Origin of the sequence: Planifilum fimeticola (genome assembly GCF_003001905.1) — a bacterium.
Classification (GTDB): Bacteria; Bacillota; Bacilli; order Thermoactinomycetales; family DSM-44946; genus Planifilum; species Planifilum fimeticola.
This window is the reverse complement of sequence record NZ_PVNE01000004.1, coordinates 116,745-138,796: the sequence shown is the minus strand read 5'-3', so window position 1 is coordinate 138,796 and position 22,052 is coordinate 116,745. Positions and strand designations below refer to the sequence as shown.

Below are 22,052 nucleotides of genomic sequence, written 5' to 3'. Positions count from 1 at the left end.
GGGCTCATCGCAACGACGGGCTCCCGGAAGGGCCGCATCAGGTCGGTCGAGCCTGTGTTTCATTGGATGAAACACAATTTCTCCTGGTGATATAAATGTACTCCAGGGGAACTTTGTCTGTCAATCGGTTTCAGGAAAAAAGGAGTGAAGGTGTCCCGTGAGGAAGATTTTTTGAGGCGGATATGCAGCGATCCAAAGCAAAAGAAAACCGCACTGGCTGTGGTTCCCTTGTCCATTTTTTGATACACTGATGGGAGCGATAAAAGGTGTTGGTGGAAAAGGGGAGGTTTTGGCCCCATGGCGACGCCGGAGGTCAAGAGAGAGAGACTGGAACAGCTCTTTTCCCGGGCGGACCTGCCGCGGGAATGGTTGGAGAAACATTTTGAGGGCGCGTATATCGAGAAGATTCAGGTAAGCCTTTCCCGAAAAACGTGGACGCTGTTTCTCTGTCTGAAACGACCGGTTCCGCCCCACATATGGAAGGAGGTGGAATCCCGGCTCGGTTCGGCGCTGGGCCGTGCGGCCGGGGTGTCGATCCGTCTGCGGCCGGCGGGCGCTGATCCGGAGCAGCTCGTCCGCTTGTACTGGGAATGGATCCGAAAAAAGGTGGCCGAAGATGTGTCCGCGGCCGCCGCAGGCTGGATGGGAAGAGCGGAGTGGCGCTGGGAAAAGGACGGGATGATCATTGTGTTTCCCCACCCGATGATGGCCAAGATGGCTGAGCAAAAGCGGCTGGATCGGGTGATCGCTTCGATCATCCGGGAGGTGTCCGGAACGGAGATCCGCGTCACGCTCGAAAGCCGCTCACTGGAGGAGGAACAGAACCGGTTCCGCGAACAACAGCAGGCCGAGGAACGGAAATTGAAGGAGCAGGCCCTGGTGGAAAGGGAATCGGCGTCCGCGCCGAAGTCGGCGCCCTCCATCGACGGAGATTTGGTCATCGGATATGCGATCCGGGAAGAACCGGTCCCGATTCGCAGGATTACCGAAGAGGAGCGGCGCGTCGTACTGAAGGGAGAGGTGTTCAAGTCGGAAATCCGGGAGCTGCGCAGCGGTCGTACGCTTCTCACCTTCAACTTGACGGACTTCACCGATTCCATCCAGGTGAAGATGTTTGCACGGGACAAGGAGGACGCCGCCCTCTTGTCCAGAGTGAAGGACGGCATGTGGGTGACCGTAAGGGGGGCCGTCCAGTTTGACAATTTCGCCCGCGAACTGGTCCTGATCGGAAACGACCTCAACGAAGCGGAGCCGGTGAAGCGCGCCGACAACGCCGAAGAAAAGCGGGTGGAGCTCCATCTGCACACGGCGATGAGCAACATGGACGGAGTGAATGATCCCGGAGAAATGGTGAAGCGGGCGGCGGAATGGGGGCATCCCGCCGTGGCCATCACCGATCACGGAGTGGTTCAGGCTTTTCCCGAAGCGCATGCCGCTGCCAAGAAGCACGGCATCAAGGTGATCTACGGGGTGGAGGCCTACCTGGTGGACGACGGAGTCCCCATCGTGATGCGACCCGCACCCCGGAACCTCCAGGAGGACACCTATGTTGTTTTTGACGTGGAGACGACGGGGCTCTCGGCCGTGCACGACACGATCATCGAATTGGCGGCGGTCAAGGTGCGGGGCGGAGAGATCGTGGACCGTTTCAGCTCTTTTGCCAATCCCCGGCGGAAGCTGACGTCGACGATCACCGAATTGACGGGCATCACCGATGAGATGCTGGAGGGCGCCCCGGAGGTGGGGGAGGTGCTTCAGCGCTTTCTCGAATTTGTCGGCGACAGCGTACTGGTCGCTCACAATGCCCGCTTCGACATGGGGTTTCTCCAGATGGGCGTTCAGCGGCTGGGTCTCGATTCGATCACCAATCCGGTGATCGACACGCTGGAGATGGCCCGCTCCCTCTATTCGGGTCTGAAAAATTACCGGCTGAACACCCTGTGCAAACACTTCGGCATTGAACTGAAGCAGCATCACCGGGCCATCCACGACGCGGAAGCGACCGGCCATCTGCTGTGGAAGATGGTGGAGGATTGCCTGGCGAGAAAGATCGGTCGTCTCGACCAGTTAAACGAGATGACCGGCCGGCGCGATGTGTCCCGGCTTCGGCCGTTCCACGCGGTGCTGCTGGTTCGGAATCAGACCGGCCTGAAGAATTTGTACAAGCTGATCTCCCTGTCCCATTTGGAATATTTTCATCGCGTTCCCCGCATTCCGAGGAGCGAACTGGAGAAGTACCGGGAGGGATTGATCGTCGGTTCCGGTTGTGAAAAGGGAGAGCTCTTCGAGGCGGCACTTCAGAAGTCGCCCCAGGAGGCGGAGGAAATCGCCAGCTTTTACGACTATATCGAGATTCAGCCGGTCGATGTGAACCGCCACCTGATTGAAAAGGGGATCGTGGAAAGCGAGGAACGGCTCCGGGAGACGAACCGGCTTTTGGTCCGGATCGGCGAAAAGCTGGGGAAGCCGGTGGTGGCGACGGGCAACGCCCACTACCTGGATGCATGGGAGTCGCTGTACCGGGAGATTCTCACGGCCAACCAGAGCGGCTTTCGCCGGAAGGATCCCCTCCCGCCGGCCCACTTTCGGACGACGGAGGAGATGCTGGAGGAGTTTTCCTATTTGGGGGAGGAAAAGGCCCGGGAGGTGGTCATCGCCGCCCCGCGGAGCATCGCCGATCAGATCGAGGAGTTGGCTCCCTTCCCCGACGGCACGCACACGCCGATCATCGAGGGGGCGGACGAGGAACTCCGTCGGATCTGCTATGAGACGGCGGAGAAGATCTACGGTTCTCCGCTGCCGGACATCGTGAAGGAGCGGCTGGAAAAGGAACTTGGCAGCATCATCAAGCACGGTTTTGCCGTCATCTATCTCATCTCCCACAAGCTGGTCACCAAATCCCTTTCCGACGGTTACCTGGTGGGTTCCCGCGGTTCGGTGGGATCGTCCTTCGTGGCGACGATGAGTTCGATCACCGAGGTGAATCCCCTGCCGCCCCATTATGTCTGCCCGAATTGCAAACACAGTGAATTTATTACGGACGGGTCCGTGGCTTCCGGCTTTGATTTGCCCGACAAGGATTGTCCCGAGTGCGGAACGAAGATGCGGAAGGACGGGCATGACATCCCCTTTGAGACCTTCCTGGGTTTCGAGGGGGACAAGACGCCGGATATCGACTTGAACTTCTCGGGGGAATACCAGCCGAGGGCGCACAAGTACACCGAGGAATTGTTCGGAAAGGATTACGTGTACCGGGCGGGGACGATTTCCACCGTCGCGGAGAAGACGGCCTACGGCTTCGTCAAGAAATATCAGGAAGAGATGGGGCTTACGCTTCGCAATGCCGAAATCGAGAGGCTGGTTCGCGGATGCACGGGGGTGAAACGGACCACCGGCCAGCATCCGGGAGGCTTGATGGTGGTTCCCCAAAACCGGGACGTGTTCGACTTCACGCCGATCCAGCGCCCGGCGGACGATCCCAAAGCCCGGACGGTGACCACGCACTTCGATTATCACGCCATCAGCGGCCGGCTGTTGAAGCTGGATATTCTGGGCCATGATGATCCCACCGTCATCCGCATGCTGCAGGATCTCACCGGGGTGGACCCCAAGACGATCCCCGTGGACGACAAAAAGGTGCTCCAGTTGTTCAGCGGAACGGAGTCCCTCGGGGTGACGCCGGAGGAGATCGGGTGTTCCACGGGCACGCTGGGAATCCCGGAATTCGGGACCCGATTCGTCCGCCAGATGCTGGAGGATACCCGGCCGACCACCTTCGGCGAGCTGGTCCGAATATCGGGTTTGTCCCACGGGACGGATGTCTGGCTGAACAACGCCCAGGATTTGATCCGGAGCGGCACTGCGGTCTTGTCGGAGGTGATCGCCACCCGGGACGACATCATGATCTACCTCATATACAAGGGCATGAAGCCCAAAACGGCCTTCAAGATCATGGAAAAGGTGCGGAAAGGGAAGGGGCTTACCGAAGAAGAAGCGGACGAGATGAGAAAGCACGGGGTGCCGGATTGGTACATCGATTCCTGCCGCAAGATCAAGTACATGTTCCCCAAGGCCCACGCGGTGGCCTACGTGCTGATGGCGGTGCGGATCGCCTGGTTCAAGGTGTATTATCCCGCCGAGTACTATGCCACCTATTTCACCGTGCGGGCGGACGATTTCGATCTGGAGCTGGTGAACAAGGGGAAGGAAGCGGTCAATCGGAAGATCAACGAAATCAACGAAAAGGGAGCGGATGCCTCTCCGAAGGAAAAGGGGCTGCTCACGGTGCTGGAATCGGCCAGGGAAATGATGGCCCGGGGCCTCACTTTCCGTTCGATCGATCTGTATCGTTCCGAGGCGACCCGTTTTCTGGTGGACGGCGACGCCCTGCTGCCGCCCTTTTCCTCCGTCTCCGGAATCGGGACGAGTGCCGCCCGCAATATCGTCAAAGCGCGGGAAGAGGGAGATTTTCTGTCCATTGAGGATTTCCAGAAGCGAAGCCGCGTGTCCAGCGCCGTCGTGGAAGTGTTGGAGCGCCTGGGCTGTCTCCGCGACCTGCCGGAGAGCAATCAGCTGTCGCTGTTTTGAGCCGGTGTCTGAAGTTTGTCAATAGCCGATTGCCAGCCACCGGCGGTTATGATATAATCTTTGTGGCTATACTGGTAGCATGGATAGCGTCCCTGAGAAAGAGTGGGTTGTCGCCCACTCTTTCCCTTTGGATGCGGTTGGTGACAAACACCTGTGAGGATTGCGGGGAGGGACGAACGTGAACCGCAAAGTGACGGAGATTGTGGAGGAATTGGCAGCTCCCCTCCTGGCCGAAGACGGTTTGGAACTGGTGGATATCGAGTTTAAAAAAGAGGGAAAGAATCGTTTTTTGCGCCTGTTTATCGATCGGATCGAAGGCCGGGTGAGCCTGGAGGACATCAGCCGTGTCAGCGAGCGGTTGAGCAAGGAGCTGGACCGGGTGGACCCCATATCGGGGGCATACATTCTGGAGGTCTCCTCGCCGGGGGCGGAGCGCCCGCTGAAAAAGGAGCGGGATTTTGAAAGGGCCGTCGGCAAGCATGTTCACATCAAGACCTATGAACCCATTGAGGGAAGAAAAACCTTCGAAGGAACCCTGACGGATTTCACGCCGGAGAGGCTGACCGTGGAGGTGGACGGGAAGGAGATCACCATTCCATATCCCCTGGTGGCGAAGGCGAGGTTGGCGATTCTCTTTTAAGCAGGAAGGGAGGACAGCGCGTTGAATGCGGAGTTTATCGAGGCCCTCAATCAATTGGAAAAGGAGAAGGGGATCAGCAAGGACATTCTGCTTGAAGCCATTGAAGCAGCCTTGATTTCGGCGTATAAGCGGAATTTTCATTCGGCGCAGAATGTCCGGGTCGACATCGACCGGGAGAGCGGCAAGGTGCGCGTGTTTGCCCGAAAAACGGTGGTTGACGAGGTGGCTGATCCCCGCTTGGAGATTTCCCTCGAAGCGGCCAGAGAGATCAGTCCCTCCTACCAGCTGGGCGATATCGTCGAGATCGAGGTGACCCCGGCGGATTTCGGACGCATCGCGGCGCAGACAGCGAAGCAGGTGGTGACGCAACGGATCCGCGAAGCGGAGCGAAGCATCATCTACCAGGAATTTGTCGACCGGGAGGAAGATATCGTCACCGGTGTGGTCCAGCGGATGGATAACCGGTTTTTTTACATTGACCTGGGTCGAGTGGAAGCGCTGTTGCCGCTGTCGGAGACGATGCCGGGGGAACGCTTCAAACACGGAGACCGGGTGAAGACATACATCACCCGGGTGGAGAAATCGACCAAAGGGCCGCAGATTTTTGTTTCCCGAACCCATCCGGGACTCATCAAGCGCTTGTTTGAGCTGGAAGTGCCGGAAATCTACGATGGCATCGTGGAGATTCATTCGGTGGCCCGGGAAGCGGGGCATCGGTCCAAAATCGCCGTTTCTTCCCGGGATGAACAAGTGGATCCCGTCGGCGCCTGTGTCGGTCACCGGGGAATGCGGGTTCAGACGGTGGTGAACGAACTTCGGGGCGAAAAGATCGACGTGGTCCCCTGGTCGGAGGACCCGGAGGAATTTGTGGCCAATGCCCTCAGGCCCGCCAAGGTGACCCGGGTGGAAGTGGACGAGGAGGAAAAGGTGGCCCGGGTGGTCGTTCCGGACCATCAACTTTCGCTGGCCATTGGAAAAGAAGGGCAGAACGCCCGCCTTGCCGCCAAGTTGACGGGTTGGAAAATTGATATTCGAAGTGAATCCGAGGTGGAGAATCCGGAGACCGAGGAACCGGAGATGGAGGAACCGGAGGCCGAGGATCCTGCGAGCGAGGATCCGGCGAAAGTTTCGGAGGAGGATGTGTCCGGTTCCGAAGAGTCGCCCGATTGATGCGGCGATCTTTTTGAGCACGGAGGTGGCTGCAAGTGCGAGTGCGGAAGGTTCCCATGCGCAAATGCATCGCCTGTCAGGAGATGAAGCCGAAAAAGAGTCTCATCCGGATTGTTCGCACTCCGGAGCACGAGATTCTGGTGGACCCGACGGGAAAGAAGTCGGGGCGGGGAGCATACCTGTGTGCCAGTGCCGAGTGTTTTCAGCTGGCCAAAAAGCGAAGGTCGCTTGAGAAGGCGCTGAAGGTCAAGGTGAGCGATGAAGTGTATGCCCAGATGGAAGAAGCCGTCGACAGGGTCGAAAGCGATGGATAAGCTGTTGCAATTATTGGGTCTGGCTATGCGGGCGAAAAAGGTGGTCACGGGAACAGAAGCCGTTCTGAGAGCGATCCGGTCCGGCGAGGCGCGATTGGTGCTGGTCGCGGAGGATGCTTCTCGGGGTGCCTTGAAGAAGGTGCGGGACAAATGTTCCTTCTATTCGGTTCCCTTCATATGCTACGGTACGCGCGAAGCCTTGGGGGCTGCGATCGGCAAGCCGGAGCGGGTGGTTGTGGCCGTCACCGATCAAGGTTTTGCCCGGACGATGAGGAAATGGGTCCGAGTATCAGATGGGGGTGACGAGTTTGACGAAAATGCGCGTCTACGAATATGCGAGAAAGATGAATATGAGCAGCAAGGAAGTGCTCACCATCCTCAAGCGGATGAACATGGAAGTCAACAATCACATGAGCGTGATGAACGACGAGATGATCGAAAAGGTGGAACAGTTTTTCCGGGATATCAAAAAAGGCGCGGACAAAAAGGAAAGGGAAGCGAAAGAAGGAAAGACCTCACAGGGCGAAGAGACGAATCGTAAAGGAAGCGGCAATCGCGGCCGGCGACGCAATGGCCCGGTGAAGGCCCGGGGAAAACAGGGAGGCGAAGGAGCGGGACAAAAGCGGGAGCAACGGGGGAAAGGAAACCAGGCGTCCAACCCTCCGGTGAAGGCGGCCGTTGCCCAGGCCGGCACCGATGCAAGCCGGTCTTCTCGGAGAAAACCCAAGTCTTCCAAGGACAAGAACCGTTTCCAGGAGGTTCAGCAGGAAAGGGAAAGCTCGGAGAAATACCTGGCACCGCGCGGGAAAAAGGGCCGCAAGCGGCAGCAGGATAAAAAGGCGAATGCCCGTGAGAAACAAGCCCCCGTCCTGCCGACCAAATTGGAAATCACGGGACCCCTCACGGTGGGCGAATTGGCCAAGCGCCTGCGGAGAGAGGCTTCCGAAGTGATCAAAAAGCTGATGGGACTGGGTGTGATGGCCGCCATCAACCAGGAGATCGATGTGGATACGATCACCCTGGTGTCGGAAGAGTTCGGCGTGACGGTGGAGTACAAGGAGGAGGTCGACCAGGCCGCCTTCGAAGAGCTTGAGGAGACGGATGCTCCGGAGGATCTGAAAGAGCGGCCGCCCGTGGTGACGATCATGGGTCATGTCGACCACGGAAAAACGACCCTTCTGGACACGATCCGCCATACCAATGTCACGGCGACGGAGGCCGGTGGGATTACGCAGCACATCGGTGCGTACCAGGTGGAAGCCGGCGGGAAGAAGATCACCTTCCTGGATACTCCCGGCCACGCCGCCTTTACCACCATGCGCGCCCGCGGCGCCCAGGTGACGGATATCACGGTGCTGGTGGTGGCTGCCGACGACGGGGTGATGCCTCAGACCATCGAAGCGATCAACCACGCCAAAGCGGCGGATGTTCCCATCATCGTGGCTGTGAACAAAATCGACAAGCCGGAAGCCAATCCGGATCGGGTGAAGCAGCAGTTGACCGAACACGGTCTCGTTCCGGAGGAATGGGGCGGCGAAACGATTTATGTCCCCGTGTCGGCCTTGAAGGGCGAGGGCATCGACGAGCTCCTGGAGATGATTCTGCTCGTGGCGGAAGTGCAGGAATTGAAGGCAAATCCGGACAAGCGCGCCCGCGGCGTGGTGATCGAAGCGGAGCTGGATAAGAATCGCGGCCCGGTGGCGACCGTCCTGGTGCAAAACGGCACCCTCAAGGTGGGGGATGCCCTGGTTGCCGGCAATTATTTCGGGAAAGTCCGGGCGATGATCAACGATCGGGGGCGCCGGGTGAAGGCGGCGGGGCCCTCCACGCCCGTGGAAATTCTCGGGCTGTCCGACGTTCCCAATGCCGGGGATCCCTTCATGGTCTTCGAGGATGAGAAACAAGCCCGGACGATTGCCGATGTCCGCGCCGAGCGGCAGCGCCAGAAAGAATTGAAGGTCCAGACGCGGATCACGCTGGATGACCTGTACAAGCAGATCCAGGAGGGCGATGTGAAGGAACTGAACATCATCATCAAAGGGGATGTTCAGGGTTCGGTGGAAGCTCTGCGCGGAGGGCTGGAGAAGATCGATGTCGAGGGCGTGCGGGTGAAGATCATCCATTCCGGAGTGGGTGCAATTACCGAATCGGACATCATTCTCGCTTCGGCCTCCAATGCCATCGTCATCGGTTTCAACGTCCGACCCGAGCCCAACGCCCGGGTGATGGCGGAGCAGGAAAAGGTGGATCTGCGTCTTCACCGCGTGATCTATGACGTAATCGAGGAAATTGAATCGGCGATGAGGGGGATGCTGGACCCCGAGTACGAGGAGAAGGTGGTCGGAACGGCGGAGGTCCGCCAAACCTTCAAGGTCTCCAAGGTGGGAACCATCGCGGGTTGTTATGTGACCAACGGAAAAGTGGTTCGCGACGGAAAAGCCCGCCTGATCCGCGACGGCGTGGTGATCCACGAGGGGGAAGTGGACACCTTGCGGCGGTTCAAGGATGATGTCCGCGAAGTGGCCCAAGGTTACGAATGCGGGATGACCCTGAAAAACTTCAACGACATCAAGGAAGGGGACGTCATCGAAATTTACGTGGTGGAGGAAGTGGAACGAACCACATGATCGTCGGGATTCAGGAATGCCGTTGCCGGGTGATCGGGTCGGCTTCCCTGAAGGATAAGCGGCGCGTCATCAAGAGCGGGCTGGACCGGATCCGTCACCGTTTCAATTTGTCGGTGGCGGAGGTGGATTTTCAGGATGACCGTCAGCTGACCACCCTGGCGATGGTCGGCGTCGGCAGCGGCAAGCACGTGGTTGAGCGGGAACTCCGGCAGGCGCTCCGCCTGTTGGAGAATCTCGATGGCCTGGAAGTGTTGGACGCAGAGATCACCTACGCCTGAGCAGTGATGAGGAGGTGTCGCAGGTGGCCCGAATCCGTGCGGCTCGCGTCGGCGAGCAACTCAAAAAGGAGCTCAGCCAGCTGTTGCAACAGGAATTGAAGGACCCGCGGATCGGTTTCGTCACGGTGACGTCGGTGGAGATGAGCCGGGATTTGGAGCACGCCAAAGTGTTTGTCAGCGTCATGGGAGACGAGGAGCAGAAGAAAAAAACGCTGGAAGGGCTCGAAAAGGCGAAAGGCTTCCTCCGATCGGAAGCGGGCCGGCGGCTGGGGATTCGAAGGACCCCGGAAATCGTCTTCAAGATCGATCATTCGATCGAGCACGGCCAACACATTTCCAAGCTTTTGGAAGAAGTGAAACGAAGTGAGCCGGATGAATGAATTCTTCCGGGAGGCAGCTCGGTTCGTGTCCGAAGGGGAGCGGTTTTTGGTGGTTTCCCATGTCGATCCGGACGGCGATGCGATCGGCTCCACATTGACGGTGGGACATCTTCTTCGCCTTTTGGGCAAGCGGGCGGTGATGGCGAACGCGTCGCCGGTACCTGCGAAATATCGGGAACTCCCCGGCGCGGAAGAGATCGTCAGACCGCAGGATCTCTTCGACGAGCCCCCCTTTGAGCGGGTGATCGCCGTGGATGTGGCGGACGAGGATCGGATGGGCGATTGCCGGTCCCTCGTTGCTCCCGATGCCCGTTTGTTAAATGTCGACCATCATCGGACCAACACTCGTTTCGGCACCCATCACCTGATCAATCCCGAGGCGGCCGCGACGGCGGAGGTTCTGTACGACTGGATCGAATCGATGGGGATAAAGTGGACGAAGCCCCTCGCCTCCTGTGTCTACACCGGTTTGTTGACGGACACGGGCGGGTTTCGGTACAGCAATACCACACCGGCGGTGATGAAGCGGGCGGCCCGGCTGTTGGAATGCGGTGTCGACGCCCCTCGGATCGCGGAACAAGTCCTGGAAACTCTGACGATCGGGCAGCTCAACCTGCTCCGGCGGGCGCTTTCCACCCTCCGATTGTCGGAGGACAGACGGATCGCGTGGATGTGGCTCACCTTGCAGGATTTTTTGGAGGCCGAGGCCGGCGAAGGGGATCTGGACGGAATCGTCAACTATGCCCGGAACGTGATCGGAGTTGAAGTGGGAATCCTGTTCCGCCAGCTGAAAAGCGGTGCTGTCAAAGTGAGCCTGCGGTCCCGCCGATGGGTCGACGTCAGCGAAGTGGCCGGATTTTTCGGAGGCGGCGGCCACGCCCGGGCGGCCGGGTGCACGGTCGCAGGGGCCCGCGACGAAGTGGAGCGCCGCGTGCTGGAGCGGGTGGCGGAGGCGCTCGGACGATGACGTTGTTCGGCGTGATCCCCGTTTGGAAGCCGACGGGCATGACCTCCCACGATGTGGTGGCGGAACTGCGCTGCATGACCGGCCAGCGGAAAGTCGGACACACCGGCACGCTGGATCCGGCGGTGGAGGGCGTGTTGCCGATCTGCCTGGGACAGGCGACGCGCATAGCCGAGTTCATTCAAGAGCTGCCTAAGCGGTACGCCGGTTCGATGGTTCTGGGTGCTTCGACGGACACCCAGGATCAGACGGGAAGGATCCTCCGGGAGGAGCCGGTGGGACCTCTGGATCCGTCCAGGATTGATGAAGCTTTCCAGCAGTTTCAGGGGGAGATCGATCAGGTTCCGCCGATGGTGTCGGCGGTTCGGGTGGGAGGGCGCCGCCTCTATGAGTGGGCAAGGGAAGGGAAAGAGGTTCCGCGAAGGGCGCGGCGCGTCAAGATCTATGAGCTTGTCCGCACCGGGATGGGGCGGGAAGGGGATCGGTTGCGGATCGATTTCGAGGTTCTCTGCTCCAAGGGAACCTATGTCCGCACGCTCTGTGTCGATATCGGTGCCTGGCTGGGATACCCGGCTCATATGTCCCGTCTGGTCCGTGTTCAGAGCGGCCCCTTTTTCCTTCAGGATGCGGTGACGTTGGAAGAGCTGGGCGAGGTGGCGCGGCGCGGCAACTGGGAGGATGTTCTGGTTCCGCCCGATGCGGCCCTGGGGCACTTTCCCAGCCTGGTCGTCTCCTCTTCCGCCCGGCAGGGAGTGTTGAACGGGATGTGGCTTCAGCTGGAAAGGCCCTTGGACTTTCAGGCGGTCGGCGGTTTGGTGCGGGTCTACACGGAGGAAGGGGAGTTTTGCGCTCTGTATCGGCTTTCTGCTCCTGACATCGCCCGGCCGGAAAAAGTGTTTCGAAATGGGTGAAGCAGATGGAGACGGTGCAACTTTCATATCCCTTGGATTTGAAAAAAACGTATCCGCCCGCAGTGCTGGCGATCGGCTACTTCGACGGCGTCCATCGGGGTCATCAGACGGTGATCCGCCGGGCAAGGGATCTGGCGGCTCGGCTCGGGGTTTCTTCGGCGGTGATGACCTTTCACCCGCACCCCAGGGAAGTGCTGGGGAAGGCCAACATCTCCAGGTATATCACGCCGCTTCGGGACAAGCTTCGCCAGTTTGACCGCTTGGGTGTGGACCGGACGTATGTGATGAAGTTTGACCGCCTGTTCGCGGATCGGACCAAGGAGCAGTTCGTCGAGGAGGTATTGATCCCCCTTCAGGTGAAAGGGGTGGTCGTGGGATTCAATTTTTGTTTTGGACGAGGTGCTTCGGGGCGGGCCGAGGACTTGATAACAATGGGGAAAGGTCGGTTTCGGGTCGAAGTGATCACCCCGGTCCTCGAAGGGGAAACTCCCGTCAGCAGCACCCGTCTGCGGGAAGCCCTCGCCGCCGGGGATGTGGTCACGGCGGAGAAGATTTTGGGCCGCCCCCACTCGATTGAAGGGAAAGTGGTCACCGGAGACCGTCGGGGCCGGACCATCGGATTTCCCACAGCCAATTTGGACTTATCGGAGCCTTATGCCGTTCCCAAAAGAGGGGTGTATCTCGTCTCCGTTCCCCGCGGTGGCCGGGTGATTCCCGGCGTGATGAACATCGGACTGCGCCCCACCTTCCGGGACCCCGAACCAAAACTCACCCTGGAGGTTCACCTGTTGGGATTTGAGGATGACCTGTACGGCGAAATTCTGCGCGTTTATTTTCACCGCTTCCTCCGGGAAGAGAGGCGTTTTGACTCGGTAGACGAGCTGATCCGTCAGATCCGGGAAGATGTTCGGCAGGCGGAGGCGATTTGGCCGGAAATTGAATCCGGTACGAGGGAATAATTTTATCATGCGATAGAAGCTTGTTGAAAAATTGGGCTTCCAATTGGCTCCCCGGCGCGGACTGTGCTATAATTAATCGAGGCGGCGGCTCAGCCGCCGGATTCCAACAAACCTTGACGCGGGTGATCGAGGGCCTCGGCGATCTTCTGGGTCAAGGGGTTTAGAAAACGAGGAGGTGTAAAAGATGGCGTTGTCCCAAGAGCGGAAACGGCAGATCATCGAGGAATTTAAGATCCACGAAAACGATACCGGATCCCCTGAAGTGCAAGTCGCCATCTTGACCGAACGCATCAACGAATTGAACGAGCACTTGCGGGAGCACAAGAAGGATCACCACTCCCGCCGGGGTTTGTTGAAAATGGTCGGTCAGCGGCGCAACCTGCTCAACTACCTGAAGAACAAGGACATTACAAGGTACCGTAAACTGATTGAGAAGCTGGGTCTGAGAAGGTGACGGAAAAGCGGGGAACATCCCCGCTTTTTTCGGTCGGGGTCTTCTTCTACATACGGGGTGGGCAGGAAATACTGTTTAAATGAAGAATTTATGATTTGTGCACCGAGAGGAGGAAGCGATCCGACGATGGAACCGATGGAACCGAAGATATTCACTTTTGACTTGGCCGGACGACCCCTGAGAATGGAGATCGGCAAACATGCCAACTTTGCGAACGGTTCCGTGTTCGTTCGCTACGGCGACACGGTCGTCATCGCGACGGCGGTCGCGTCGAAGGAAACGAAGGATACCGATTTTTTCCCGCTCACGGTCAACTATGAGGAGCGGTTGTACGCCGTCGGAAAGATCCCCGGCGGATTCATCAAGCGGGAAGGCCGTCCCAGCGAAAAGGCGGTTCTCGCCAGCCGGCTGATCGATCGCCCGATCCGCCCGCTGTTCCCGGAGGGCCTTCGGAATGAAGTGCAGGTGATCGCGACGGTTCTTTCCGTCGATCAGGACTGTTCCCCCGAGATTGCCGCCATGATCGGCGCTTCCACCGCTCTTTCCATTTCCGACATTCCCTTTGACGGTCCAATCGCGGGAGTGATCGTCGGACGGGTGGACGGGAAGTTTGTGATCAACCCCACCGTCGAGCAGATGGAAAAGAGCGACATGCACCTGGTTGTCGCCGGCACGAAGGACGCCATCAACATGGTGGAGGCGGGTTGTGACGAGGTTCCCGAGAAAGTGGTTTTGGAGGGAATCCTGTACGGGCACAAAACGATCAAGAAACTGGTGGAATTTCAGGAGCAGATTGTACAGGCCGTCGGAAAAGAGAAGATGGAACCCGAGTTGGCCCGGGTGGATGAAGAATTGGAGAGCCGTGTGCGCGACCTCGCCACGGAAAGGATCATCGAGGCCGCCCAGGTGGTAGAAAAACAGGCGCGGCAGGAGGCGCTGGATGCGATCCGGGATGATGTGCTGGAAACCTTGGCGGAGGAATATCCGGAACCGGAGCAGCAGAAGGAGATTGAAAAGGTTCTGGAAATGATCCTGAAAGAGGAAGTCCGCCGGATGATCCTAGAGGAGTCCAGACGGCCTGACGGACGAGGCCCCAAGGAGATTCGTCCTTTGTACAGCGAAACCTCCCTGTTGCCCCGCACCCATGGTTCAGGCCTTTTCCGACGCGGTCAGACCCAGGTGTTGAGCGTCTGCACCCTGGGGGCCCTCGGAGATGTGCAGATTCTGGACGGACTCGACCTGGAAGAGTCGAAGCGGTTTATGCATCATTACAACTTCCCGCCGTACAGTGTCGGGGAAACGCGTCCGCTGCGGTCACCCGGACGGCGGGAGATCGGTCACGGAGCTCTCGGAGAGCGCGCCCTGGAGCCGATCATCCCCTCGGAGGACGAGTTTCCGTACACGATTCGCCTCGTTTCGGAAGTGTTGGAGTCCAACGGTTCCACTTCCCAAGCCAGCATCTGCGCTTCCACCCTTGCGCTGATGGACGCGGGCGTTCCGATCAAGGCGCCGGTTGCCGGAATCGCCATGGGCTTGGTCAAGGAAGGGGACCGGGTGGTGGTGTTGACCGACATCCAAGGGATGGAAGACCATCTGGGCGATATGGACTTCAAGGTGGCGGGAACCCGCAAAGGCGTCACCGCGCTACAGATGGACATCAAGATCAAGGGGATCGACAGGGAGATCCTGCATCAGGCACTGCAGCAAGCCAGGGAAGCCCGGATGGAGCTCCTCGACCACATGGCCAAGACGTTGCCCAAGCCGCGGAAGGAGCTGTCCCCGTACGCGCCCAAGATTCTCACCCTGCGCATCCATCCGGACAAAATCCGCGATGTGATCGGACCCAGCGGCCGGGTGATCAACCGGATCATCGACGAGACGGGCGTGAAGATCGACATCGAACAGGATGGACGCATTTACATCGCCTCGACGGATCCCAAACAAAACGAGGCCGCCAAAAAGATCATCGAGGATCTCGTCCGCGAGGTGGTCGTGGGAGAAGTTTATGTGGGAACGGTGAAACGGGTGGAGAAATACGGTGCCTTTGTCGAGGTGCTTCCCGGCAAGGAAGGACTGGTTCACATTTCCCAGCTGGACTCGACCCGCGTGAACAAGGTGTCCGACGTGGTCAAGGTGGGAGACACCATCATGGTGAAGGTGACGGAAATCGACGATCAGGGTCGGATCAATCTGTCCCGCAAGGCGGTTCTGAAGGAACGGTCTTCGGTGAAATAAGGCCGGGCAGGTGCCCGTCCCATTTTTATTTTTTTCCTTTTCAAAAAAGAGCGGAGCAATCTGGCTCTTTTTTGTGTTTATGATGCGCCGCCGGCTCATATGGAATCCTTCGACTGCATAACGTGTAGTGGACAAAGAGTTGGAGGTGCTTAAAGCCGTGCGGCGCGGTGCACGTATCCGAATGCTCGGCTGGCTGATATTGGTGCTTCCTCTTCTCCTGGCCCTGGTTCAGTCGCCGGCGGTGACTGCCTATGTCGCCGCGGTGAAGAAGGGGGATTTGCCCGCCTTCGCGGGGGAAGATCTTCGCTCCGTGATTGAATCGGAAGCGAAGCGCCGCTATGAGCCTCCCGTCGACGCGAGGGTTGACAAGGTATGGAAGGCGATTCCCGGATACGACGGTTTGGCAGTGGATGTGGAGGAGACCTACCGGCTGGCCAAAAAACGGGAGCCCGGATCGCCCATCCCCTGGGTCTACAAAGTGGTACCCGCCCGGGTAACCTTGGACGACCTGGATCCTCAGCCCATCTATCGGGGAAATGAGAAGAAGCCCATGGTCGCTCTGATGATGAATGTCTCCTGGGGGACGGAGCACCTGGGGGAGATGCTTCGGGTGCTGCATGAGGAGCGGGTCCCCGCCACATTTTTTCTGGAGGGATCCTGGCTGAAAAAACATCCGGATGAAGCCCGGGCCCTGATGAAGGAGGGACACGAAATCGGCAACCACGCCTACTCCCATCCGCTGATGAGCGGGCTTTCCCCGGAACGGATCCGCGGGGAGATGTTCCAGACGGAGCAGTTGCTTGAGAAAACCCTGGGTATCCGTTCCAAATGGTTTGCCCCCCCTGCCGGAGACTTTAATCAGACGGTGGTGGAAGAAGCGGCTCGGCTGGGGATGAAGACTGTTCTGTGGACCGTGGACACGGTGGACTGGCGGAAAAGTTCCACTCCGGAGCTCATGGTGGAACGGGTAAGACGGGGAGTCGGGGGCGGTTCCCTCATCCTGATGCATCCGACGGACCGCACGGTGAAAGCCCTTCCAGAAATCATCCGGATGATCAAGGAAAAGGGGCTGCGGCTGGGAACCGTCAGCGAGGTGTTGTCCCCGAAGCGGCTGGAGCCGGTTGAGCCGATGGTGACCTTCTGATATAGTTAGGATGTTGCTTCCATTGAAGTGATTTTTTCGCGCGAATTTGCGGTATTGGAAATGTAAGGAGGATCCCTGTGATCGTCAGGCATACTTTGCCCAACGGCGTGCGCATCGTCGCCGAACCGATACCCCATGTCCGATCCATTGCCCTCGGCTTTTGGATCGGCACGGGTTCCCGGAACGAAACGGATGAAATCAACGGCATATCCCATTTTCTCGAGCACATGATGTTCAAGGGTACGAAGAAGCGAAACGCCCGGCAGCTCGCCGAAGCTTTCGATGAGATCGGCGGACAGGTGAATGCCTTTACGTTGAAGGAACTGACCTGCTACTATGCGAAGGTGCTGGATGAGCACTTTTCGATCGCTCTGGAGATCTTGGCGGATATGTTTTTCGGGTCGACGCTTCCCGAGGAGGAGATTGAGAAGGAGAAGAAGGTGATCATCGAGGAGATCCGCATGGTGGAGGACACTCCGGACGATCTCGTCCATGATCTCCTTTCGAAGGCGGTGATGGGAGACCATCCCCTGGGGTTTCCCATTCTCGGCAGTATCAAAAACGTTCAGGAATTCGACCGGTCCCGCCTGGAAAACTACCGCCATCGGCAATATCGTCCCGATCAGACGGTGATCGCTTTGGCCGGACGCTTGCCGGATGATTTTCTGGACCAGATCGAGTCTTATTTTTCCGCTTTTAGAGAAGGCGGGAATACACCGGTGTGCCGTCCGCCGGCTTTCCGTTCGGAAGCCGTTGTCCGCAAGAAACCGACGGAGCAGACGCATCTCTGTCTCGGCCTTCCCGGCCTGGCGATTCAAGACCCGCGAATTTACGCACTGATCTTGCTGAACAACGTGCTGGGAGGGAACATGAGCTCCCGACTCTTTCAAAAGGTGCGGGAGGAACGGGGGTTGGCCTATTCCGTCTATTCCTATCACATGGCCTACCGGGACTGCGGTCTGTTTGCGATCTATGCGGGAACCGGTCCCGGCCAGGAAAACGAACTGATGCGTCTCATCTTTGATATCCTGGAGGAATTGCGGCAGTCCGGCGTGGAGGCCGCTGAATTGAACAAGGCCAAGGAGCAGTTGAAGAGCGGCTACATGCTGAGTCTGGAAAGCACCAACAACCGGATGAGCCGTTTGGGAAAGAACGAGCTCTTGTTGGGGAAGCACGTGACCCTGGATGAGACGATCGAGTGCATCGAGCAGGTGACGACGGACGACATCCTCCATCTGGCTCAAACTCTCTTTTCCCAGCCCGCTTCCCTCGCCGTGATCTCTCCCTCCGGGGAGATTCCCCCCGCGTACAGGAGGGATGCCCTTGTTTGAGATTGGCATCAGGCGGTTGCCGGGAAACGAAGATCTTCCCCTTCCCCAAAAGATGTCCCTCGGCGCCAGCGGTTTCGACCTGTTTGCCGCCGTCGATCAACCCTTGACCCTGAACCCCGGTCAGCGGAAACTGGTACCCACCGGAATCGCTCTGGAAATGCCCGCGGGCGTGGAAGCTCAGGTTCGCCCCCGGAGCGGGCTGGCCCTGAAGCACGGGATCTCGGTTTTGAACAGTCCGGGGACCATCGATTCCGATTACCGGGGGGAAGTGGGGGTGATCCTGATCAACCTGGGCGATGAACCGTTTGTCCTTCGCAGGGGAGATCGTATCGCCCAGCTGGTGTTCGGGCGGGTGCTCGACGTCCGGTTTACGGAGGTGGATCGGCTCGGCGCCACGGAGCGGGGCGGAGGCGGATTTGGACATACCGGAACATGACGGTCCGGAGATTGGAGAGAGGCTTCCTGCGGGGAGCGGATGCGGGGTGTATTGATTGAAGACAATCGACCGGGAACTGGAAAGGATGCGCGAGAAGCTGTACAGGACGATCAGTCAAAACGGTTTCCGCCTTTCTTCGGATGAAGTGCTGTTGGTCAGCGGAAAAATGGATGAACTGATTCTCGAATATTACAGGAAAAAGGATCAAGGTTCGCTCAAGCGGTCGATCCCCGGTTGCTGTCGGGGATGACCGCTTCTTTTTTTGAAGCGGTTCGCGCGGTTTTTTAAGGTGGGCGATATATTCGGCGATTCCGTTCAATAACGTATTAGCATAGAGCTTGTGTCGGGGCGGTTTCAAGGCCGTACCGCCTCTTTGCGAAAGGGAGGATGGGGATGCGTTGGAGCGAATTGGCCGAAAAGGAACTGATCGATTTGGTCAACGGGGAGAGGTTGGGATTGATGGGAGAAGCGGATCTTGTGGTGGATCCGAGCAGCGGACGGGTGAAATCCCTGGTTTTGACCGGGGGAGGGACCCTCTTTCGAAAAAAGCGGGAGGAGATCACCATCGATTGGGGGACGATCCGCAAAATCGGTCCCGAAATGGTCATTGTCGCCCTCGGTAAAACCGGCTCTTCGAGATGGTGAAAGGTTTTCCCCGAGCCCGCCGTGCGGGCTCTTTTTTTGATGGAGCGAAAAACTATTTTCGGAACGGTCCCGAGGGGCGGGTAACCGATGTTTTGCCCCTTTCATAATATGGGATCAGGCAGTGAGAACTTCTTAAGCCGTTGGGGCGTAGGGTGAAAGGGGTATAGGAAATGCTGTCAGGCAAACATGTCGTCTTTCTCGGAGGAGATGCCCGGCAGTTGGAAATCATCAAAAAATGCATCGATTTGCGGGCCAATGTGAGCCTCGTCGGCTTTGACAATTTGCAGAATCCGTTCATTGAAGCGACCAACCGGGAGCTCACCCCTGATCTGATGAAAACGGTGGATGTTCTGATTCTTCCCATCGTCGGCACGGATGATCGCGGAAATGTGGAGAGCATCTTTACGAAAAAAACACTGGTTCTCACCGAGGAACACATTGAAGCCCTGCCGGAGCAGGCGGTGATCTATGTCGGGATGGCCAAACCCTATCTGCGCTATCTTTGCGAAAAACACGGCAAACGCCTGGTGGAGCTGTTGGAGCGGGATGATGTGGCCATCTACAATTCGATTCCCACGGTGGAAGGGGCTCTGATGATGGCCATCCAAAACACGGACATTACCGTTCACGGCTCCTCCTGTATCGTGCTGGGATTGGGAAGGGTGGGCATGACGCTCGCCCGTACGCTTCACGGATTGGGCGCAAGGGTTCGCGTTGGGGTTCGGCAGAGCGATCTTTTTGCCCGGGCGTACGAGATGGGGCTCACCCCTTTCCAGATTGAGGAGCTCTCCGATCAGGTGGAGGATGTCGACCTGCTGTTCAACACGATCCCGGCACTTGTCGTCACCTCGCGCGTGATCGCCCACATGCCCCACCGGGCGGTGATCATCGACCTGGCTTCCAAACCGGGGGGAGTGGATTTCAAATACGCGGAAAAAAGAGGAATCAAGGCTCTCCTCGCACCCAGCCTGCCGGGACTCGTCGCCCCGAAAACGGCGGGACGCATTCTCGCGATGACTATAGTCCAGGATTTGTCCGAACAGGACGGAAAGGGAGGAAAAGGGGAGAGATGAATTTCGAGGGAAAGACCATCGGCTTTGCGATGACGGGATCCCATTGCACCCACGATGAGGTTTTGCCGCAGATGGAGCGACTGGTACAGCTTGGCGCCCGGGTGATTCCCATCCTCTCTTATACGGTGGCAAACGTGGACAGCCGTTTCGGCAGGGCCGAGGAGTGGTTGGCCAAGATCCGGGAAATCACTCCCGAGCCGATGATCACGACCGTTCCGGAGGCGGAACCGATCGGTCCGAAGAAGCTGTTGGATTGTTTGGTGATCGCCCCCTGCACCGGAAACACCTTGGCCCGCTTGGCCAATGCCCTGACCGACGGTCCCGTCCTCATGGCGGCCAAGGCACAAATGAGAAATCATCGCCCCGTGGTGGTGGCGATCTCCACCAACGATGCCTTGGGACTCAATGCGGTCAATCTGGCCCGCCTCCTGCCGGCGAGGGACATCTACTTCGTCCCCTTCGGGCAGGACAATCCCGAAAAGAAACCCAACTCCATGGTCGCCCGCATGGAATTGATCCCGGAAACCTGTGCCGCGGCAATGGAAGGAAGGCAGCTCCAGCCGTTAATAGTTGAAAAATATCGTTACTTGACTTCATAATAGAGAGAGACTTGACGGCTTTGCACCGAGCCTTCGAGGAGGATTCGGGCCGCGATGTCCGGAGGAAGGCTGCGGGGGCCCGCATCCTCCCTTTCGGAACGGATTGATCCTGGAGACAGCCGGAGGTTGCCGGCGGGGCAATCGCGGCCTCCAGGTTCCTTCCTTTTGGCGCGGCTTTTACGACCGGCACCTTGTCGCCATGTGGGGATCATGTCGCGGAGAAAATGGCTCCGCAATGCACGGGAGAGGGGGATTTCAAAGCATGGCCAAAACCTATACAGTCGCTGTGGTGGGAGCCACGGGAGCGGTCGGAGAACAAATGCTGAAAAACTTGGAGGAGCGCTCGTTCCCCGTGGGGGAACTTCGTCCCCTGGCTTCGGCGAGATCCGCAGGCAAAACCGTACGGTTCCATGGAGAAGAGGTGGTTGTTCGCGAAGCCACTCCCGAAGCCTTTGAAGGAGTGGATATCGCTTTGTTCAGCGCCGGAGGGGGAGTCAGTCTCAAGCTGGCTCCGGAGGCGGTAAGGCGGGGAGCCGTCGTCATCGACAATACCAACGCTTTCCGGATGGATCCCGATGTTCCCCTGGTGGTACCCGAGGTGAACGGATCCAAGGTGTGGGAACACAAGGGAATCATCGCCAACCCCAACTGCTCGACCATTCAGATGGTGGTCGCCTTGAAACCGATCCGTGACCGTTACGGGTTGGAGCGGGTCATCGTTTCCACGTATCAGGCAGTTTCCGGTTCGGGCTGGCAGGCGATCGAAGAGCTGAAGCGGCAAACCCGGGCGGTGATAAACGGCGAAGAGGTTTCCTGTGAAGTGCTGCCGGTGGGCAAGCTGTCCAAGCATTACCAGATCGCCTTCAATGCGATTCCGCAGTGCGACGTGGACCAGGAAAACGGGTACACGTTGGAAGAGATGAAAATGGTCCGGGAGACCCAAAAGATTTTCGGGGACGACACGATCCGGGTGAGCGCCACCTGCGTTCGCATTCCGGTCCTTCGCGGTCACAGCGAATCGGTCTATGTGGAATTGAAAGAGGAAGCGGATCCGGCAGAAGTTCGCAGGATTTTGGCAGAAGCGCCGGGCATCATCGTTCAAGACGACATTGCCGAGCAAGTATATCCGATGCCCCTTACGGCGGCCAATCGTCACGAGGTGTTCGTGGGAAGGATTCGCCGTGATTTGCACAACCCCAAAGGGCTCCACCTGTGGGTTGTGTCGGACAATCTGTTGAAAGGAGCGGCAACCAACGCGGTACAGATTGCCGAACTTCTCGTATCCAGCGACAAGTAAAAGGGGGC

At 58.3% G+C, this 22,052-nt stretch carries 20 protein-coding genes and 1 pseudogene; all 21 read left to right on the top strand.

Annotation, left to right across the window (positions count from 1 at the left end; translation table 11 throughout):
• The first annotated feature begins 297 nt into the window (after positions 1–297).
• The 21 genes and pseudogenes from CLV97_RS04140 (at position 298) to CLV97_RS04040 (ending at position 22,044) form a co-directional block, all read left to right on the top strand.
• Positions 298–4,587, top strand: coding sequence for a PolC-type DNA polymerase III (locus tag CLV97_RS04140; protein WP_106344263.1), 4,290 nt, complete (start codon positions 298–300; stop codon positions 4,585–4,587).
• Positions 4,588–4,765: 178 nt separating this feature from the next.
• A complete protein-coding gene (gene rimP / locus CLV97_RS04135) occupies positions 4,766–5,227 on the top strand; it encodes a ribosome maturation factor RimP (protein WP_106344262.1) in 462 nt (153 codons plus the stop codon).
• A gap of 21 nt (positions 5,228–5,248) precedes the next feature.
• A complete protein-coding gene (gene nusA, locus CLV97_RS04130; RefSeq protein WP_106344261.1) occupies positions 5,249–6,397 on the top strand; it encodes a transcription termination factor NusA in 1,149 nt (382 codons plus the stop codon).
• 35 nt (positions 6,398–6,432) lie between these two features.
• A complete protein-coding gene (gene rnpM / locus CLV97_RS04125) occupies positions 6,433–6,711 on the top strand; it encodes an RNase P modulator RnpM (protein ID WP_106344260.1) in 279 nt (92 codons plus the stop codon).
• A pseudogene (locus tag CLV97_RS04120) lies at positions 6,704–7,000 on the top strand (YlxQ family RNA-binding protein); the annotation flags it as partial. The gene rnpM and the pseudogene CLV97_RS04120, both read left to right, overlap by 8 nt.
• 28 nt (positions 7,001–7,028) lie before the next feature.
• Positions 7,029–9,338, top strand: coding sequence for a translation initiation factor IF-2 (gene infB, locus CLV97_RS04115; RefSeq protein WP_146130403.1), 2,310 nt, complete (start codon positions 7,029–7,031; stop codon positions 9,336–9,338).
• Positions 9,335–9,616 carry a DUF503 domain-containing protein gene (locus tag CLV97_RS04110; RefSeq protein ID WP_170070352.1) on the top strand — a complete coding sequence of 94 codons (282 nt, stop codon included), beginning with the start codon at positions 9,335–9,337 and terminating at the stop codon, positions 9,614–9,616. The genes infB and CLV97_RS04110 overlap by 4 nt, the downstream gene beginning before the upstream one ends.
• A 23-nt stretch (positions 9,617–9,639) precedes the next feature.
• Positions 9,640–9,996, top strand: a complete 357-nt coding sequence (gene rbfA, locus CLV97_RS04105) for a 30S ribosome-binding factor RbfA (protein WP_106344257.1) — start codon at positions 9,640–9,642, stop codon at positions 9,994–9,996.
• Positions 9,997–10,021: 25 nt separating this feature from the next.
• The gene (locus tag CLV97_RS04100) at positions 10,022–10,963 is read left to right on the top strand and encodes a DHH family phosphoesterase (protein WP_342749762.1); all 942 of its coding nucleotides are present in this window, start codon (positions 10,022–10,024) and stop codon (positions 10,961–10,963) included.
• The gene (truB, locus tag CLV97_RS04095; protein ID WP_106344256.1) at positions 10,960–11,871 is read left to right on the top strand and encodes a tRNA pseudouridine(55) synthase TruB; all 912 of its coding nucleotides are present in this window, start codon (positions 10,960–10,962) and stop codon (positions 11,869–11,871) included. The genes CLV97_RS04100 and truB overlap by 4 nt, the downstream gene beginning before the upstream one ends.
• Before the next feature lie 5 nt (positions 11,872–11,876).
• A complete protein-coding gene (locus CLV97_RS04090; RefSeq protein WP_106344308.1) occupies positions 11,877–12,830 on the top strand; it encodes a bifunctional riboflavin kinase/FAD synthetase in 954 nt (317 codons plus the stop codon).
• Positions 12,831–13,014: 184 nt separating this feature from the next.
• On the top strand, positions 13,015–13,284 hold the full coding sequence (rpsO, locus tag CLV97_RS04085) for a 30S ribosomal protein S15 (RefSeq protein ID WP_106344255.1): 270 nt from the start codon (positions 13,015–13,017) through the stop codon (positions 13,282–13,284).
• Positions 13,285–13,419: 135 nt separating this feature from the next.
• Complete coding sequence (gene pnp, locus CLV97_RS04080; RefSeq protein ID WP_425440544.1) at positions 13,420–15,519, top strand: polyribonucleotide nucleotidyltransferase; 2,100 nt, start codon at positions 13,420–13,422, stop codon at positions 15,517–15,519.
• 157 nt (positions 15,520–15,676) lie between these two features.
• Entirely contained in the window at positions 15,677–16,663 is a 987-nt protein-coding gene (locus CLV97_RS04075; RefSeq protein WP_245891357.1) for a polysaccharide deacetylase family protein, read from the top strand.
• A 77-nt stretch (positions 16,664–16,740) separates the two neighbouring features.
• Entirely contained in the window at positions 16,741–17,994 is a 1,254-nt protein-coding gene (locus tag CLV97_RS04070; RefSeq protein WP_106344253.1) for a M16 family metallopeptidase, read from the top strand.
• A complete protein-coding gene (gene dut / locus CLV97_RS04065; RefSeq protein ID WP_425440542.1) occupies positions 17,987–18,430 on the top strand; it encodes a dUTP diphosphatase in 444 nt (147 codons plus the stop codon). The genes CLV97_RS04070 and dut overlap by 8 nt, the downstream gene beginning before the upstream one ends.
• Before the next feature lie 55 nt (positions 18,431–18,485).
• Positions 18,486–18,680, top strand: a complete 195-nt coding sequence (locus CLV97_RS04060; protein ID WP_106344251.1) for an aspartyl-phosphate phosphatase Spo0E family protein — start codon at positions 18,486–18,488, stop codon at positions 18,678–18,680.
• Positions 18,681–18,823: 143 nt separating this feature from the next.
• Entirely contained in the window at positions 18,824–19,075 is a 252-nt protein-coding gene (locus CLV97_RS04055) for a YlmC/YmxH family sporulation protein (protein ID WP_106344250.1), read from the top strand.
• A gap of 170 nt (positions 19,076–19,245) precedes the next feature.
• Positions 19,246–20,148 carry a dipicolinate synthase subunit DpsA gene (gene dpsA, locus CLV97_RS04050; RefSeq protein WP_106344249.1) on the top strand — a complete coding sequence of 301 codons (903 nt, stop codon included), beginning with the start codon at positions 19,246–19,248 and terminating at the stop codon, positions 20,146–20,148.
• Entirely contained in the window at positions 20,145–20,747 is a 603-nt protein-coding gene (locus tag CLV97_RS04045; protein WP_106344248.1) for a dipicolinate synthase subunit B, read from the top strand. Before dpsA ends, CLV97_RS04045 begins: the two co-directional genes overlap by 4 nt.
• Positions 20,748–21,009: 262 nt before the next feature.
• Positions 21,010–22,044 (top strand): aspartate-semialdehyde dehydrogenase, encoded by a 1,035-nt coding sequence (locus CLV97_RS04040; RefSeq protein WP_106344306.1) that lies wholly within the window; start codon positions 21,010–21,012, stop codon positions 22,042–22,044.
• Positions 22,045–22,052: the final 8 nt, after the last annotated feature.